The sequence below is a fragment of the Halomonas sp. PAMB 3232 genome (assembly GCF_031954225.1).
Lineage (GTDB): Bacteria > Pseudomonadota > Gammaproteobacteria > Pseudomonadales > Halomonadaceae > Vreelandella.
Genome location: NZ_CP134865.1, coordinates 2,149,174 through 2,165,009 on the forward strand (window position 1 = coordinate 2,149,174; position 15,836 = coordinate 2,165,009).

14 protein-coding genes are annotated in these 15,836 nt (G+C 62.6%); 2 read left to right on the forward strand and 12 right to left on the reverse strand.

The window, feature by feature from the left end; genetic code table 11:
- Positions 1–234: 234 nt before the first annotated feature.
- Complete coding sequence (locus RN346_RS09815) at positions 235–2,838, reverse strand: DUF3141 domain-containing protein (protein ID WP_311961001.1); 2,604 nt, start codon at positions 2,836–2,838, stop codon at positions 235–237.
- A gap of 206 nt (positions 2,839–3,044) precedes the next feature.
- Here RN346_RS09815 and RN346_RS09820 point away from each other — a divergent pair, with 206 nt between their 5' ends.
- Positions 3,045–4,034 carry a LysR family transcriptional regulator gene (locus RN346_RS09820; RefSeq protein ID WP_263586986.1) on the forward strand — a complete coding sequence of 330 codons (990 nt, stop codon included), beginning with the start codon at positions 3,045–3,047 and terminating at the stop codon, positions 4,032–4,034.
- A 203-nt stretch (positions 4,035–4,237) separates the two neighbouring features.
- The gene (lipA, locus tag RN346_RS09825; protein ID WP_311961002.1) at positions 4,238–5,290 is read left to right on the forward strand and encodes a lipoyl synthase; all 1,053 of its coding nucleotides are present in this window, start codon (positions 4,238–4,240) and stop codon (positions 5,288–5,290) included.
- Positions 5,291–5,389: 99 nt separating this feature from the next.
- Here lipA and lipB read toward each other — a convergent pair whose 3' ends face one another.
- The 11 genes from lipB to RN346_RS09880 form a co-directional block, all read right to left on the reverse strand.
- A complete protein-coding gene (gene lipB, locus RN346_RS09830; RefSeq protein WP_311961003.1) occupies positions 5,390–6,064 on the reverse strand; it encodes a lipoyl(octanoyl) transferase LipB in 675 nt (224 codons plus the stop codon).
- A 29-nt stretch (positions 6,065–6,093) separates the two neighbouring features.
- On the reverse strand, positions 6,094–6,405 hold the full coding sequence (locus tag RN346_RS09835) for a DUF493 domain-containing protein (RefSeq protein WP_311961004.1): 312 nt from the start codon (positions 6,403–6,405) through the stop codon (positions 6,094–6,096).
- Between the two features lie 70 nt (positions 6,406–6,475).
- Positions 6,476–7,675, reverse strand: coding sequence for a D-alanyl-D-alanine carboxypeptidase family protein (locus tag RN346_RS09840; RefSeq protein ID WP_263586982.1), 1,200 nt, complete (start codon positions 7,673–7,675; stop codon positions 6,476–6,478).
- 61 nt (positions 7,676–7,736) lie between these two features.
- Entirely contained in the window at positions 7,737–8,711 is a 975-nt protein-coding gene (locus RN346_RS09845; RefSeq protein WP_311961005.1) for a septal ring lytic transglycosylase RlpA family protein, read from the reverse strand.
- Positions 8,708–9,727: a lytic murein transglycosylase B gene (mltB, locus tag RN346_RS09850; protein WP_311958061.1), complete on the reverse strand. Its 1,020-nt coding sequence runs from the start codon at positions 9,725–9,727 to the stop codon at positions 8,708–8,710. The genes RN346_RS09845 and mltB overlap by 4 nt, the downstream gene beginning before the upstream one ends.
- Positions 9,728–9,773: 46 nt before the next feature.
- Positions 9,774–10,934, reverse strand: coding sequence for a rod shape-determining protein RodA (rodA, locus tag RN346_RS09855; protein ID WP_263586979.1), 1,161 nt, complete (start codon positions 10,932–10,934; stop codon positions 9,774–9,776).
- A complete protein-coding gene (gene mrdA, locus RN346_RS09860) occupies positions 10,934–12,841 on the reverse strand; it encodes a penicillin-binding protein 2 (protein ID WP_263586978.1) in 1,908 nt (635 codons plus the stop codon). The genes rodA and mrdA overlap by 1 nt, the downstream gene beginning before the upstream one ends.
- A 63-nt stretch (positions 12,842–12,904) precedes the next feature.
- A complete protein-coding gene (rlmH, locus tag RN346_RS09865) occupies positions 12,905–13,372 on the reverse strand; it encodes a 23S rRNA (pseudouridine(1915)-N(3))-methyltransferase RlmH (RefSeq protein WP_263586977.1) in 468 nt (155 codons plus the stop codon).
- Positions 13,373–13,399: 27 nt separating this feature from the next.
- Positions 13,400–13,795: a ribosome silencing factor gene (gene rsfS, locus RN346_RS09870; RefSeq protein WP_263586976.1), complete on the reverse strand. Its 396-nt coding sequence runs from the start codon at positions 13,793–13,795 to the stop codon at positions 13,400–13,402.
- A gap of 78 nt (positions 13,796–13,873) precedes the next feature.
- Positions 13,874–14,530, reverse strand: a complete 657-nt coding sequence (nadD, locus tag RN346_RS09875; protein WP_311961006.1) for a nicotinate-nucleotide adenylyltransferase — start codon at positions 14,528–14,530, stop codon at positions 13,874–13,876.
- Positions 14,527–15,834, reverse strand: a complete 1,308-nt coding sequence (locus RN346_RS09880; protein ID WP_311962708.1) for a glutamate-5-semialdehyde dehydrogenase — start codon at positions 15,832–15,834, stop codon at positions 14,527–14,529. Before RN346_RS09880 ends, nadD begins: the two co-directional genes overlap by 4 nt.
- Positions 15,835–15,836: the final 2 nt, after the last annotated feature.

Below are 15,836 nucleotides of genomic sequence, written 5' to 3' on the forward strand. Positions count from 1 at the left end.
GGCCTGAAAAATGCGCCTACCCTACCCCAGCCCTTTCCCAAGCGCCAGTGGCGCCATACGCCAGGCGCCCTTTACTAAATAGGGGTCTAACCCCGCGTTTGCAAATTTTCGTTCAAAAAAGCCCCGCGTCTTTAAATCCTGATCGTCTCGACCCCGATCGACCAGAGGCAATAAAAAAGCCCCCGGACAGGCCGGGGGCGTTGGAGCTAAAGTCACTCGAAAAACGCTACATCGTTAGCGCCGTGTACGCGGCTTGGCTCGCGAGGTGCTGGTGCGCTTGGCGCCGCCGGCTTTGGCCTTGCTCGCCTTTGCTGACGTCACCCCGGCGTCACTCGAGGGTTTGGCGTCAGCGTCCGGCGCTTCAACTTTTTCAGCGGCGGTTTCGTTTGGAGAAGACTGCTCGTCGGCTTTGGTCAACGCGGCGGCACTCGATGAAGCTTGCTGATCCTCGGCGCTTTCAACGGATTTGCCGGCTGCCGACGTTCTCGCCGCACTGTCAGCACTGGTGCTCGACGCATCGTCTTCGACGTCGACTTTCGCTTCCTGAGCCGGCGCGACGGAAGCGGGCGCCGATGCCTCGACGGGTTTTTCCGGGCTGCGCGCACGATCAAAAAGCACCTTGATCTGCTCGAAGCGCTCGGCGCCACGCTCGCTAAGCTCACCGCTGGCGCCGAACACCTGACTCAAGTGCTGCACGTGCTTGTCCAACGCGGCGTTGTCCTCGCCTTCCAGCAGCGTCGGCAGCGACTCGAGCGCCTTTTCGCGGTCGAGTTTCAAAATGAAGAACTGCTCGCGCACCAGGCGCTTGAACTCCTCGAGCGTCGTTTGGGTTTCAAGTTCGGCACGAGAGGCGCGCAGGCGCTTGAAATTGCGCTCGTCAGTGGCGGGCGCACCGCCCAGTACGTAGATGATCGAGCGAACCACCGCCTCGAGCGGCCCGCCCTGGTTGATTTTTTCGCGCAGCGCCTCCTTGCGCTGTTCGATGAAGCGAAGGTGCTCGGGCTCCGCCCCCGGGCGGCGGCGATGTACGTGAGCATCGCCATAAAGCCCTACTGCGGCCTGAAGCTGCGGCTGACCGTACATCGACAGAAACATCTTTTCGGTGGCGCCATCGCGAACGTCGCGGAAAGTATTGAGCCCATCGACGATCTGGTCCGACACAAAGGATTCGAGCGTTTTAAACAGGTTGTCGTCGCTTACCTCGACCCGGTTTTCACGTACCGCCTGAGCCATCATGGGCAAGAACACGGTCAAGGGGTTGCGATCCGACATCAGCCGATACCCCAGGCGGATCGGGTGCATTCGACGCATGAACCGCGCCGACTCCGGGGTGACCATCGCCTGAATCAAGGGCTGCAGGTAGAGCCGGTAAAAGCCCAGATTGATTTCAGAGATACGTGCAACGGTGGCAAAGCGCCGGTCGTCATCGACGCGGTGATGTACCTCGTCGTCCAGCTCATCGAAATTCCGCGGGGTGAATTCGAGCAGATAATCGCGCTCGATCAGGTCGGCGTCCTTGCGCTCGCTGGCATGCGTTATCGTCGTTTCATAAAGCCCCGGCGGCATGACATCGATGTAATCCATGTTGGCCGTGAATTCCGAGTGCTCCTTGCGCGAGACGCTGCCGGAAACGAAGATTCCCAGGTGGCCGGTGGTATCGTGCATGCAGTAGATGATGGTCTGCTCGTTGGCGACGATATCGTCTTCGCCCTCGTAGAGATCACGAATCCAGCCAAGCGCCTGGGGTGGCGGGGTAATGTCGTCGCCGCGGGAGCAGAACACCACCACCGGCGAGCGCAGGTTACGAAGATCGATACGCCGCCCGTCACGGCTCACCAGCTGCGCGGTGGAAAGACGGTTACCCACGAACAGGTTATCGACGATGTACTGAATTTCATCGCCGCCGAGAATGACGTGCCCGCCCCACCAACGCTCGAACTCAAGATAACGCGTGGATTCGGTGTCGACATTGGCGTACAGGTGATACTGCTTCTTCCAGTAGGTGTTGGCCGGGTTCAGGCGCTCGAAATTCTGCACAAGCCAGGCACCGTCGAACTGGCCATTGCCAAGATCGCTGGTCAGCGCGGTGATCCAGCTACCGCCGGCCATACCGCCAGTATAGCGCATCGGGGCCTTGCCGCGCTCGCCGGCCCAGTAGGATAGCGGCGCGCCGGCGATCAAAATGGGGCCGAACACGTCCGGCTCCAATGCCGCCGCCATCATCAGCTGCCAGCCCGCCTGGCAGTTACCCACCACCATTGGCTTTTCGGTGATGTCCGGATGCAGCGAAATGATATGACGCAGAAATTCGACTTCCGCCTCAACCACGTCCTCGACGGTCTGGCCAGGCTCCGGATAGGGCAAAAAGCCGATGAAGTAGCACGGGTGGCCTGCTTTCAACGCCACGCCCAATTCACTGTCGGGTTTGAAGCCGCCAATGCCCGGGCCGTGGCCGGCGCGTGGGTCGACCACCACGAAGGGCCGCTTTTTGGGGTCGACGTGTGTGCCTTCCGGGGGAAGCACGCGCAGAAGCTCGTAGTTGGTGGGGTGTGCAAGGGTACGACCGTCCATCACCACTTCGGTCTTGAATCCCAGCACGCTGGGCTTGGTCAGCTCCATGTGCTCGAGATACTGATTGCCGCGCACGCGCATGACGTCCCAATAGAGGATGCTGCGCTCGATGCTATCACGCCAGTAACTCGCGGCAGCGCGGCCAAAACCAAACGGGTCCATCATGCTGACCAGCGACTGCTGGCCGGATGAGGCCTCGCCGCTTTTCTGACCCGGAAGTCCGGGGAGCCAGCGACCCGACAGTAAGGGATTAGCGAGAAAATTCATGGTTTCTCCTGATGGATTGGTGCCCGAGACGCATCCACGCAACACGCCCTCATGCTGCAATGCAATATAGTCTAGACCAAAGCAGTCAAAGCGTCGATAACGTCGAAACCGTCGGGACGTGGCGGCCTTTTCGGTGATAGCATCTCCCCGCACCTGGCCCGCCGCTCATCGACCCTTGCCGCGGCCTGTTACTGATCGAGGATTGCATGACCCCGACCGGCCTGCTCAATCGTCTGACCTTTCGCCAGCTCCAGGTGTTTCAGGCGGTCTATCAAAAGCGCTCCTACTCTCGCGCCGCCGAGCAGCTCGGGCTCACGCAGCCGGCGGTGAGCGCCCAAATTCGCCAGCTCGAGCACGCTCTGAAAGCGCCGCTTTTCAACTACGCAGGGAAAACGCTCTACGCGCTACCCGCCGCGGATACGCTGGCGATTTCCACCCGGGAAATCATCGGTCAGCTGGCCAGGCTTTCGATGAACCTGTCGGATCTCGATGGGCGCATCAAGGGCGAGCTCAATCTCGCTGCCGTCTCGTCCGCCCAATACGTGGTGCCCTATCTGCTTGCGCGCTTTCGCGCCCAGTACCCGGATATCAACGTGCGCTTGAAAGTGTGCAATCGAAGCCAGGCGCTCGAACGCCTGGCCGAGCAGCGCGACGATCTGGTGATCATGGCGATGGTACCGCAAAACGACGCGCTCTCGGTGACGCCACTTTTGGAGAACGAGCTGATTCCGGTGGTATGGCCGGATCACCCGCTATTGACCATGCCCTCGCCCACGCTTGCGGACTTTGCGCGCCACTTCATACTGATGCGAGAGCCCGGCTCCGGCGTGCGCAACGCCTTCGAACAGCTGGCCGCCGATCAGGAAGTAGGCCTTGCCCATCGAATCGAGCTTGGCTCCAACGAGGCCATCAAACAGGGCGTCATGGCGCACCTGGGCGTGGCGGTACTTCCTCAGCTGGCGGTCAAGCTCGAGCTCGAGCACCACCTGTTGGCAAGCCCGCAGCTTCCCGCTTTTCCGATTCGCAGGTCCTGGTGCGCGGTTAACCGACGCGATCAGCTCCTGACCCCAGTCGCCGAGCTTTTTTTGCGCTTCACTAAAGAGCGCCTGGATGAGTACCGCCGCTTTTTTCAGGCCCGCGCCACGCCGCTACCGGGTCACGCGGTGTCGTGCCTGCCGGTTGAAAGCCCCCCGTGACCGGCGCTGGCGCTGTTTTGCCCCTTGCCAACTATGTTACATTAGCGCTACTACCTACGTCGTATCGCGCCGGTTCGGCCAGCGGCGTAGAGACCGCACTTTAAGGAGTGTCTTTTAGAAAGCGCCGGTTGATCGACCGGTCGTTCGCGCTTTTCAAACCCGCTCCTTGATTTAGCCCGTTGCACAGTAGAGAGGCGCTTTTTATGAGCAACACCCCCACACAGCGTGTGTCCAGCGGCCAAAAGTATCGTAACGAGCACGGCACCTCCGCCATCAAGGATGGCATGAAGGTTCGCCGCGAAGAGCCCCAGTCGCCGTCGCTCGAGCGCAAGCCCAAGTGGCTGCGCGCCCAGATTCCCGGCGGCGAGCGTTTTGAGGCGGTGAAGAAGAACGTCTCCACCCACCGCTTGAGTACGGTGTGCGCCGAATCGCACTGCCCCAACATGGGCGAATGCTGGAGCAACGGCACCGCCACCATCATGCTGATGGGCTCGGTATGCACCCGGGCGTGTCGCTTCTGCGCCGTGGATACCGGTAACCCTCACGGCTGGCTCGATCATGAAGAGCCCGAGAATACTGCCAAGTCTGTCGAGCTGATGGCGCTACGCTATATCGTGCTGACCTCTGTCGACCGGGACGACCTCGATGACGGTGGCGCCGCTCACTACGCCAGCTGCATTCAGGCGATCAAGGCGCGGACCCCGGACGTGGTGGTCGAGGCACTGACGCCGGACTTCGATGGCCGGCTGGACGCCATCGAGCGCGTGGTCGATTCAGGGCTCGAGGTCTTTGCCCAGAACGTGGAAACCGTGGAGCGGTTGACTTCTCGCGTGCGTGACCCGCGCGCCGGCTACCGCAAGACCCTCGACGTGCTGGCGCATGCCAAGAAGCACCGCCCGGACGTGATCACCAAAACGAGCCTGATGCTGGGCCTTGGCGAAACCGATGAAGAGATCCTGCAGACCTTCGACGATCTGCGCGAGATCGGTGTCGATATCGTCACGCTCGGTCAGTATCTGCGCCCGACGAAGAACCACCTTCCGGTGGAGCGCTGGGTGACCCCGGAAGAGTTCGACCGCTACCGCGTACTGGGTCTGGAAAAAGGCTTCATGGAAGTTCCCTCCGGGCCGCTGGTACGCTCGAGCTACCGCGCCGACAAGGTGTTCGAAAAGAACAATCTGGGGCTTGCCGCGCCGGCCGCCGTCCCGGGCCAGCAGCAGGATGAAAACCGCATTCCGGCGTTCAACGTCGGCTGATACGCCTTTCAAGCGCCCATCAAAAAGCGCCTGCCCTTTTGGGGCAGGCGCTTTTTTATATCACGCCGATGCGTCGTCGCTCACTTTTACCGTTTTGCGCTAAAGCGTTTTGGTCTGAACCGGTCCAAGCGGGCGTTTGAGCGTTGCGGCAAGCGCGCGGGCAAGCTTCTCACCCACCTCATCACAGCTTGCCTCAGGCCCTGACGGCTCGATCAGATCCTGCAGGCGAGTCACCGCCATACCGGCGTAGCCGCAGGGGTTGATGCGCGCGAAAGGCGCAAGATCAGCGCTGACGTTCAGCGCCACGCCGTGGTAGCTTGCGCCGCGGCGAATGCGAAGCCCGAGCGAGGCGATCTTGGCTTCGCCCAAAGGCGTTGCCACGTAGACGCCGGGGGCGTCCGGTCTTGCCCGGGCGCCGATACCAAAGCCCTCGAGCACCTCGATCACCGCGTTTTCCAGCGCGCTCACCAGCTCGCGTACGCCGATTTTGGCGCGGCGCACGTCCAGAAGCGGGTAGAGCACCACTTGGCCCGGGCCGTGGTAGGTCACCTGCCCGCCCCGATCGGTTTGCACCACAGGGATATCGCCGGGCATCAGCAGATGTTCCGGCTTGCCGGCCTGGCCCTGGGTGAACACCGGATCGTGCTCGACGAGCCAGAACTGATCCGGCGTTGTCTCGTCGCGCTCGTCGGTGAGCGCGCGCATCGCACGCCAGACCGGCTCATAAGCCTGACGGCCGAGCCGGTAAAGCTCGATGGGGGCGTCAATTGCCATCGAACGCTCGTCCATCACGTGATCGTTCATCACACGACCATGTGTACACGGCCGGTCGCCTTGAGCTCTTCGAACAGCGCGCCAAGCTGCTGCTCGCCGGTGGCGCGAATCGATACCCGCACCGACTGAAAGCGGCCGTTGCGGCTGTCGATCACCTGCATGGCGCCGGCATCGAACTCGGGGTCGTACTTCACCAGTATTTGACAGACGATGGCGGCGAAGTCTTGCGCGGCGTCGCCCACGACCTTGAGCGGATAGTCACATGGGAACGTGATTTTCGGGGGCTCGCTTGGCTTTTGCGTGCGCAGGTCGCGAAACCCGTTGTTTGCACCCTTTTTCATGGCTTGCCTTTGGTTGCAAAAGTTAACTGCAAAATGGCGCGCCCGGTGGGCGCGCGAAGATATCAAACGCTTAGTCGGTGAAACGGCTAAACAGCCCGCTGAAAAAGCGCTGTACCTGATCGAACAGGCGCTTGAATAGCCCGCCCTCTTCCACGCTTTCAAGCGCGGTCAGCTGGCGCTCGCCTACCATCTCTTCGCCCAGGTAGACTTCGAGCGTACCGACGTTGTCGCCCACGGCGACCGGGGCCTGGAGGTCTTCGTCCAGGTTCAGGCGCGCGCGCAGCTCTTCGTTGCGATTGCGCGGTAGCGTCATGAATACTTCGCCATCTACACCGACGCGAAGCTCGTTGATATCACCGCCCCAAACCCGCGGGGTAGCGAGTACCGCACCGCGCTCGTAAAGCTTCATGGTTTCATAAAAACGAAAACCGTAGCTCAAAAGCTTCTGGGTTTCCTGGGCGCGGGCTTCTTCGGAGTTGGTGCCCATTACTACTGAAATCAAGCGCATGTCGTCACGCTTGGCCGAGGAGACCAGGCAATAACCGGCATCGTTGGTCCAGCCGGTTTTCAAGCCATCGACGGTCGGGTCGCGCCACAGCAGGCGGTTACGGTTGGGCTGGTCGATACCGCCGTAGGAAAAGCTTCTCTGCGAGTAGATCTGATAGTGCTCGGGGTAGTCATTGATGATGTGCTGAGTCAAAAGCGCCAGGTCATGGGCCGACGAGTAGTGGTTATCGTGGGGCAAGCCCGTGGCGTTTTCGAAATGCGTGTTGCGCATGCCGAGCCGGTCGGCGTGCTGGTTCATCAGGTCGGCAAAGGGCGCTTCGCCGCCGGCCAGGTGCTCGGCCATGGCCACGCTTGCATCGTTACCGGAGACGATGACGATACCGTGGAGCAGATCCTCCACCGACACCTGGTCGCCCACCTCGATGAACATCTTGGAGCCGCCGGTGCGCCAGGCGTTTTCGCTGATGTTGACCATATCGCTCATGTTGATGGTGCCGCGGTCGAGCTCGCGCTCCACCATGTAAGCGGTCATCAGCTTGGTGATACTCGCCGGCGGCAGACGCTCGTCGGCGTTGTGCTCGACCAGTACGCGGCCGCTATCGGCATCCATTAAAATCCAGGAGCTCGCGGCAAGCTGCGGCGCCGCGGGTATGATGGTCTGGGGCTGGGGAATCACCTGAGCCGTGGCGGGCAGGGCCACTGCGGTCACCGTTGCGATCAGACAAAGACGAGCGGTACGGCGAAACGCATTGAAAATAGTCATTACTCACTTCTCACTTGCATCAATAAAACGTCAAAAAACGAAAGGTATCGGACACCGCCGATTATCTCACAACGAAAACCTGAGAGAAGCCTGCCTGGCCCAGCGCCACTCGGGCCTGCTGCTCCTGATTCGGCGACATGGGGCCGACCTGTACGCGGTGTACATCGTCATCGCTTTGCACACGCACCGAGTGTAAAAGCTCGCCGCCCAAGCGCTGCTGGAGGGCGCGGGCGCTCTCTTCGTTGCCGAGCGCGGCGATTTGTAGATAGATTTCGTCACCGCCTGTCGCCGACTGAGCGCGCGCCGGCGCCGGTGTTGGCGCGGCGGCCGGCGCCGGTACAGACGCTACGGCGGGCGCCCGCGAAGACGCAGCGGCGGGCACGGGCCTTGCGCCCCCGCCTCGATTGGCCAGCCACTGCTGCGGGTCGATCGCTTCGACGCGTACCCGGCCGGTGCCGTTGTCCAGAATTCCAAGGCGCGCCGCCGCCGCGTAGGAGAGATCGATTTCGCGGTCGCTGTGGAACGGGCCGCGGTCGTTGACCCGCACGATGACCGAATTGCCGCTATCGAGACTGGTGATTCGGGCAAAGGTCGGCAGCGGCAGCGAGCGGTGCGCCGCCGACATCTTGTACATGTCGTAGATTTCGCCGTTGGAGGTGGCGTAACCATGAAATTTCTCGCCGTACCAGGAGGCGGTGCCTTGTTTGGTATAGCCCGAAGCGCTCGGCAGCACGTGATATGTTTCGCCCCACACCTGATAGGTCGAGCGGTTGCCTGCCCTTGAGGGCGCCTCGATGCGCGGCTGGGCATCCGGTACCTGACTGACATCCGGCGGCTCGACCGGGTAGGCATCGCCGCTCATGGCGTAGCGCTCGCCGCTCCCGCTGGCGGTACTCGCCGCAGCCGGTGCCGTCTCGCGAGGCGGATGGTTGGCGTTGACCGTGGTCGGCGCATTTTGGCCCGCGCACCCGGTCACGAGCGTCAGCAGCGCCGCGCCCGCGCCCAGGGCGCGGGTCTGTTTGAACAGTTGTCTCATTGCTGGCCCTCAAGCGTGTCGGCAATGGCCCCGGCGAGCTCGACCACCGCCATCGCGTAAAGGTGACTGTGGTTGTAGCGAGTGATCACATAAAAGTTGTATTCGCCGACCCCGTAGCGGGTCTGGCCGTCGGCGAGTTTGAGCGCCAGCGGCACGATATCAAGCGCCGGGTCGAGCTCATCGTCGCTGATAAGCCCCGCCTCGGCAGCTTCGCGAACCGTCACACTCGGCGCCCGAGTCTGGTTGAACGAGAGCGCCTGCTCGGCGGCCTCGCTGCCCGCTGCCTCGTGGTAGATCGGCGCGCCGGCCTGCCAGCGGTGCTCGGCGAAGTAGTTGGCGACACTGCCGATCGCATCGACCGGATTTTCCCACAAATCGCGGCGCCCATCACCATCGAAGTCGACCGCGTAAGCCTGGTAGCTGGTGGGGATGAACTGCGGATAGCCCATCGCCCCGGCGTAGGAGCCCAGCACGCTTTCCGGCGCAACTTCCTGCTCGTGGGTGATGGCCAAAAACGCCGCCAGCTCGCCGCGGAAAAAGCGCCCGCGCGATGGGTGGTAAAAGGCGAGCGTCGCGAGCGAATCCAGCACGCGGTGATCGCCCTTGTAGCGCCCGTAATAGGTTTCCACACCGATGATCGCTGCGATCACCTCGGGCGGTACGCCGTAACGCTGCTCTGCGCGATCAAAAGCCTCCTGATGGGCGCTGATGAACGCAGCGCCCTGCTCGACTCGCTCGTCACTCATGAAGATATCGCGGTACTCGTGCCATTCCAGCCGGCGCTCGGCGGCGCCTTCCATGGCGTCGAGCACCTCCTGGCTGAAGCTCGCCTCGTCGAGCGCCTGATCGAGCCACGCCCGGGGAATACCCTGACCTGAGAGCTCGTCGATCAGCTCCGCTGTCGCCGGGTGCCGCTCGGGGTCAAATGCGCTTTCCGGCTCGCCCCACGCCGGTAAGGCGCCGGCCATCGCCACCGCCAACACAATGCCGCCAACGCTTTTTCGGGTCCTGCCCATTCCCCACACTCCTTTGTCATAAAATCGCGTCAACACCGGTCAAGCACTAACGCGACAGCAGCCGCCGATGGGCATGAATCGACATGAGAATACCGAAGCCGGCCATCAAGGTCACGCTCGATGTCCCGCCGTAGCTCACCAGCGGTAGCGGCACGCCCACCACCGGCAGAATACCGCTGACCATGCCGACGTTGACGAAGACATAAATGAAAAACGTCAAAATGATGCTGCCGGCATAAAGTCGCCCGAAGGTCGCCTGGGAGCCGGCGGCGAGCCACAGCCCACGGCTAACGATCAGCGTGTAGAGCACGAGCAGCAGCGTCATGCCGACGAGGCCGAACTCCTCGCCCAGCACCGCGATAATGAAGTCGGTATGGCGCTCGGGCAGAAACTCGAGCTGCGACTGGGTACCTTCGAGCCAGCCCTTGCCCCAGATGCCGCCGCTGCCGATCGCCGTGGTGGATTGAATGATGTTCCAGCCCGACCCCAGCGGGTCGCTGTCCGGATCGAGAAACGTCAGCACGCGCTGGCGCTGATAGTTGTGCATGTTCATCCACAAAAGCGGCAGCGCCGCGCCCGCCAGCGCCGCGATAAACGCGATCAGCCGCCAGGAAAGCCCTGCCAGCAGCACCACCAGCACCGCGGCACTTGCGATCAAAAGCGACGTACCCAAATCCGGCTGAATCGCGGTCAGCACCACCGGCGCCCCGATGATGATGGCGCATACCACCAGATCGCGAAGCCTGGGCGGTAGCTGGCAGCGATTCAGGTACGCCGCCACCATCAGAGGCACCCCCAGCTTCATCATTTCCGAGGGTTGAAAGCGAATTACGCCAGGAATCTCGAGCCAGCGCTTGGCGCCCATGCCGATATCGCCAACGATTTCGACCGCCACCAGCATGGCAAGCCCCACGCCATACGCCAGCGGCGCCCAGCGCAGAAAGGTGGTGGGGCTGAGCTGGGCCAGCGTGAACATCACTACCAGCGCCAGTCCAAAACGTATCGCCTGGGCGATGACGACCTCAATGCGCTGACCCGATGCGCTGTAAAGTACTATCAGCCCGCTGGCCATCAGTACCAACAGCATGGCCAAAAGCCACGGGTCCAGGTGCAGGCGCTCCCAGATACTCTTGCGCCGGGCGATACCGCTATCCGGCGGACGAACCGGGTGGCGGCGAAAGCTGCGGGGTAGTGGCCAGGGCACCATCAGTTACCCTCCACGCCGGTGCTTTCATCGCTCATTTCATCGAGTATTTCCTCGGCCTCGGGGGCCTGGTCGCGCAAAAGCCAGGCATCGGTCATGGCACGTGCCAGGTGCGCGGCGTGGGTACTGCCGCCGCCGGCGTTCTCGACGATCACCGACACCGCAATTTGAGGCTCCTCGATCGGTGCGAAGGCCATGAACAGCGCATGGTCACGCAGGCGCTCTTCGAGTTGGTCGGCGTTATAGCGCTGATCCTGACCCAGTGAAAAGACCTGGGCGGTCCCGGATTTACCGCCCATCCGGTACTCGAGACCGACGCCGGTGCGCCGCGCGGTCCCTTCGCTACCGGAGAGCACTTTCTCCATCCCGCTGAAAACGCGATCCCACCAGCTGTCATTGCTGAGTTCGATATCATCCAGCGTATCCGGCAGCACCGCTGGCATCGGCTCGCCCCCAATGCGCCGCGCAAGATGGGGCTTCACCCAGTGTCCACGGTTGGCAAGCGTAGCCGTGGCGCTGGCAAGCTGCAATGGCGTGATCTGTAGATACCCTTGCCCGATCCCCACCGACAACGTCTCACCAGGATACCAGGCCTGATTGAAGCGCGCCCGCTTCCACTCCCGCGACGGCAAAAGCCCGGTGCTTTCGCCCTGCACATCAAACGCCACGCGCTGGCCAAAGCCAAAATTACTGAGCTGCTCGTGAATGTTATCGATGCCCAAGTCGTGGGCCAGTGAATAGAAGTAGGTATTGTTGGAGACCGCCAGCGCTCGCTCGAGATTGACCCGGCCGTGACCCCAGCGCAGCCAGTTGCGGTAGCGGCGCGAGTCGTTGGGCAGCTGGTAGTAGCCTGGATCGTTGATCGTGGTGTCCGGCGTGATCACGCCCTCGATCAGTCCGGCCAGCGCCATGAACGGCTTGATCGTCGAGCCCGCCGGGTAGTGCCCGCGAATGGCGCGATTGAAAAGCGGAAGGTCAATATCTTCCTGAAGCCCGCGGTAGGACGCCACGTCGATGCCGGTGACGAACTGATTGGTATCGAAGCCCGGCGTCGAGACCATGGCGAGGATTTCGCCAGTGGCAGGCATGATCGCCACGATCGAGCCGCGGCGGCCGTCCATGAGCTCGTAGGCGAGCGCCTGCATCGACTTATCGAGCGTGAGCGTCAGGTTCTGCCCGGGTACCGGGTCGGTGCGCCCCAGCTCTCGAAGCACCCGCCCCCGGGCGTTGGTCTCTACCTTGCGAAAGCCGGCCTCGCCGTGCAGCTCCTCTTCGTAGAAACGCTCGACCCCGGTTTTACCGATAAAGTGCGTGCCGGCGTAGCGGCCAGTGTCCAGCTCCTTGAGCTCGTCGGCGTTGATGCGCCCGACATACCCAAGCGCATGGGACATGATCTCGGCATCCGGGTAGTAGCGCAAAAGCTGAGCCTCGACCTCGACGCCGGGCAAGCGGTGGCGGTTGACCGCGAGCCGGGCTATCTGATCCTCGCTCAGATCACTCATCAACAGCGCCGGCTGGAAGGGGCGCTGGCGCTGGCGCGAGCGCACGTTGAAGGCCTCGATCTCCTCCTCGGGCAGCTCCAGAAGCTCGACCAGAAGCGCCAATGTCTCATCCAGGTCGTCGACGCGCTCGCGCACCAACGTCAGGTTGTAGGTCGGGCGATTTTCCGCCAGCAGCACCCCGTTGCGGTCGAAAATCAGCCCTCGTGTGGGCGGCAGTGGCTCAACGCGCACGCGGTTTTTTTCCGAACGGGTGGTGTAAAGGTCGTGCTGTACGATCTGTAGATAGGCGAGACGACCGGTCAGAACCCCGGTCAGTAGCAGCACGAACACGATCGCCAAAAGCGACCTGACCCGGAAAATGCGAAGTTCCTGTTCGGCGTTTTTTAGCGTGTCGCGGCGCTTGCGCATAACAGCAGGCAACTCTTGAAACTGGCACGAGCCGACGCGGGCATGGGGTGCCCGGCCGTGCGCCTAGCGGTGGTAAGGATGACCGATGAGCAGCGTCCACGCGCGGTAGAGCTGCTCGGCAAGCATGACCCGCACCAGCGGGTGTGGAAGCGTCAGCCCCGAAAGCGACCAGCGCTGGTGGGCAAGCGCAGACACGGAAGGCTCCAGCCCATCCGGCCCGCCGACCAGCAGCGCGATATCGCGCCCTTCCATGCGCCACTGCCCCACTTCCTGGGCGAGCTGCTCGGTGCTGATACGCTTGCCATCGACTTCGAGCGCCACGACCAGCTCATCTCCGCGAAGCTTTTCGCGGATGCGCTGCCCTTCCTGGGCCCGGGCGCGAGCGACGTCGGCGTTTTTGCCCCTGGGGCCCAGCGCGATCTCCTCGATCTCGAGGCTAAACTCGCGCGGCAGGCGCTTTCTGTAGGTGTCGACACCCTCTTCGACCCAGCCGGGCATTTTGGTGCCCACGGCGAGAAGACGCACTTTCATGAATCGATGCTCATTTCAATCAGCAACTTACGACATCGTAATGCGCTGGTCCGGCTTTTGCAGCGTTTCGTTGATCATCTCGTCACCGGCGCCGTCGCTCGGCAGATCCGCCCAGAGGCGCTCCAGATCGTAAAGTGCGCGGGCTTCGGGCAGCATGACGTGAACGAGCACGTCGCCCAGATCGACCAGCACCCAGTCGGCGTTATCGCCGCCTTCCACGCCCTGGGGCTTGAGCCCCGCAGCCTTGGCCTTTTCGACCACGTTTTGCGCAAGCGCGGAGACGTGACGGGTCGACGTGCCGCTGGCGATCAGCATCAGGTCGGTGACCTGAGTCAACTGCGAAACGTCCAGTTGGGTGATGTCGCGCGCCTTGAGCTCTTCCAACGCGTCGATCGCCAGGGTTTTCAGTGTATCGATTTGCATGACTCCTCGAATATCCTCGTGTGGTGGTCAACAAATAGCGGGCCATTGTAACGGCTTCTATACCGACTACCAGCGCTATTAGCGACTTTGATAGAGCTCGCGGGCAAAAATCTGCGTCTCGACGGCCTCGGGCAGCAGGTAACGCACGCTTTTGCCTTTGGCCAGGCGCGCCCGAATCTCAGTGGCGGAAATCGCCATGCGCGAGTCAAGCTCGAGAAAAAGAAAGCGTCCAAACGGATGCTCCATCAAATCGACGACCGTATCGACTGCGCGATGGCCGACCAGTTCCGCAAGCGCCGGCGGCAACGTGTCGCTATAGCCGGGCCGCGCGATCACTACCAGGTGGGCCAGCTCGAAGATCGCCTCGGGCTGGTGCCACTGGGTCAGGCGTAAAAAGGTGTCGAATCCAATTACCATGCTAAGCCGCGCCTGGTCGCCGTACTCGCCTCGAAGCTCTCTGAGTGTCGCGACGCTGTAGGAGGGACCGTCTCGCTTGAGCTCGCGGTCATCGGCGATCAGTCCAGGGGTGTTACCGATACCGGCGCGCAGCAGCGCGAAGCGCTCCTCGGGCGCGACCTGGGGCGTATCGCGAAGCGGCGGCCGAGGAGCGGCCACCATGTGAAGATGCTCGACGCCAAGGGCCTCGCGCACTTCGACCGCGCTTCTCAAATGGCCCAGATGAACCGGGTCGAAGGTGCCGCCGAGCATGGCGACATTGGCAGGCGCTTCGCTCATTGACGCACCTGGCCCTCGCCCAGCACGACGTACTTTTGTGTGGTCAGGCCTTCGAGACCGACCGGGCCGCGGGCGTGGAGCTTGTCAGTGGAGATACCGATCTCCGCGCCCAAACCGTACTCGAAGCCGTCGGCGAAGCGGGTCGAGGCGTTGACCACCACCGAGCTCGAATCCACCTCGGCCATGAATCGCCGGGCAAGCGAATAGTCCTCGGTGACGATCGCATCGGTGTGCTGCGAGCTGTAGCGCTCGATGTGCGCCATGGCGTCATCGATGCCGTCCACCACGCGCACAGCCAGAATCGGCGCCAGATACTCGGCCGCCCAATCCTCCTCGGTGGCCTCGAGCGCCTGAGGCAACAGCGCGCGGGTGCGCTCGCAGCCGCGAAGCTCCACCTCGAACTCGGCAAAGGCCCGCGCGAGCTCCGGTAAAATGAGGTCGGCGACAGCAGCGTCGACCAGCAGCGTCTCCATGGTGTTACAGGTGCCATAGCGATGGGTCTTGGCGTTGATGGCGATGGCGAGCGCCTTGGCCGGGTCCGCGGTAGCATCGATATAGACGTGACAAACGCCGTCGAGGTGCTTGATGACCGGCACCCGCGCCTCCAAGGAGATACGCGCGATCAGCGACTTGCCCCCCCGGGGAATGATCACATCGACGAACTCGGGCATCGTGATCAGCGCCCCCACTGCGGCGCGGTCGGTAGTGGCGACGACCTGCACCGCACTTGAGGGAAGCCCGGCGCTTTTAAGGCCGGCCTGAAGGCAGGCGTTGAGCGCGGCGTTAGACGCTTTCGCCTCGGAACCACCGCGCAGAATGCAGGCGTTGCCGGATTTGAGGCACAGACTCGCCGCCTCGATGGTGACGTTGGGGCGCGACTCGAAGATGATGCCGATCACACCCAGCGGCACACGCATCTTGCCGACCTGGATACCGCTGGGGCGGTAGTTCATCGCGCTGATTTCCCCGACCGGGTCGGGCAGCGCGCCGACCTGCTCGAGGCCCGTGATCATGGCGTCGATGCGCGCTTCGGTCAGCGCCAGCCGGTCCAACAGCGCCGCATCCAGGCCGTTTTGGCGGCCGCGCTCGAGATCCGCCTGGTTGGCCTCCAAAAGCGCCGGGCGGGCGGCGTCGAGCTCGCGAGCGATCGCGCAAAGCGCGCGGTTTTTACTCCCGCTATCCGCGGCGCGCAGCGTTTTCGCCGCGGCCCGGGCGCGCTGGCCAAGCTCTTTCATATAGGCCGGCACGTCGGTTTCGGCCAGCGCGGTCAGGGCGTTATCGTGATCGGCGCTTGCAACGCTCATGC

Coding starts and splice junctions, on each gene's coding strand:
- RN346_RS09815 (WP_311961001.1), bottom strand. CDS start 2,838: ATGAATTTTCTCGCTAATCCCTTACTGTCGGGTCGCTGGCTCCCCGGA.
- RN346_RS09820 (WP_263586986.1), top strand. CDS start 3,045: ATGACCCCGACCGGCCTGCTCAATCGTCTGACCTTTCGCCAGCTCCAG.
- lipA (WP_311961002.1), top strand. CDS start 4,238: ATGAGCAACACCCCCACACAGCGTGTGTCCAGCGGCCAAAAGTATCGT.
- lipB (WP_311961003.1), bottom strand. CDS start 6,064: ATGGCAATTGACGCCCCCATCGAGCTTTACCGGCTCGGCCGTCAGGCT.
- RN346_RS09835 (WP_311961004.1), bottom strand. CDS start 6,405: ATGAAAAAGGGTGCAAACAACGGGTTTCGCGACCTGCGCACGCAAAAG.
- RN346_RS09840 (WP_263586982.1), bottom strand. CDS start 7,675: ATGACTATTTTCAATGCGTTTCGCCGTACCGCTCGTCTTTGTCTGATC.
- RN346_RS09845 (WP_311961005.1), bottom strand. CDS start 8,711: ATGAGACAACTGTTCAAACAGACCCGCGCCCTGGGCGCGGGCGCGGCG.
- mltB (WP_311958061.1), bottom strand. CDS start 9,727: ATGGGCAGGACCCGAAAAAGCGTTGGCGGCATTGTGTTGGCGGTGGCG.
- rodA (WP_263586979.1), bottom strand. CDS start 10,934: ATGGTGCCCTGGCCACTACCCCGCAGCTTTCGCCGCCACCCGGTTCGT.
- mrdA (WP_263586978.1), bottom strand. CDS start 12,841: ATGCGCAAGCGCCGCGACACGCTAAAAAACGCCGAACAGGAACTTCGC.
- rlmH (WP_263586977.1), bottom strand. CDS start 13,372: ATGAAAGTGCGTCTTCTCGCCGTGGGCACCAAAATGCCCGGCTGGGTC.
- rsfS (WP_263586976.1), bottom strand. CDS start 13,795: ATGCAAATCGATACACTGAAAACCCTGGCGATCGACGCGTTGGAAGAG.
- nadD (WP_311961006.1), bottom strand. CDS start 14,530: ATGAGCGAAGCGCCTGCCAATGTCGCCATGCTCGGCGGCACCTTCGAC.
- RN346_RS09880 (WP_311962708.1), bottom strand. CDS start 15,834: ATGAGCGTTGCAAGCGCCGATCACGATAACGCCCTGACCGCGCTGGCC.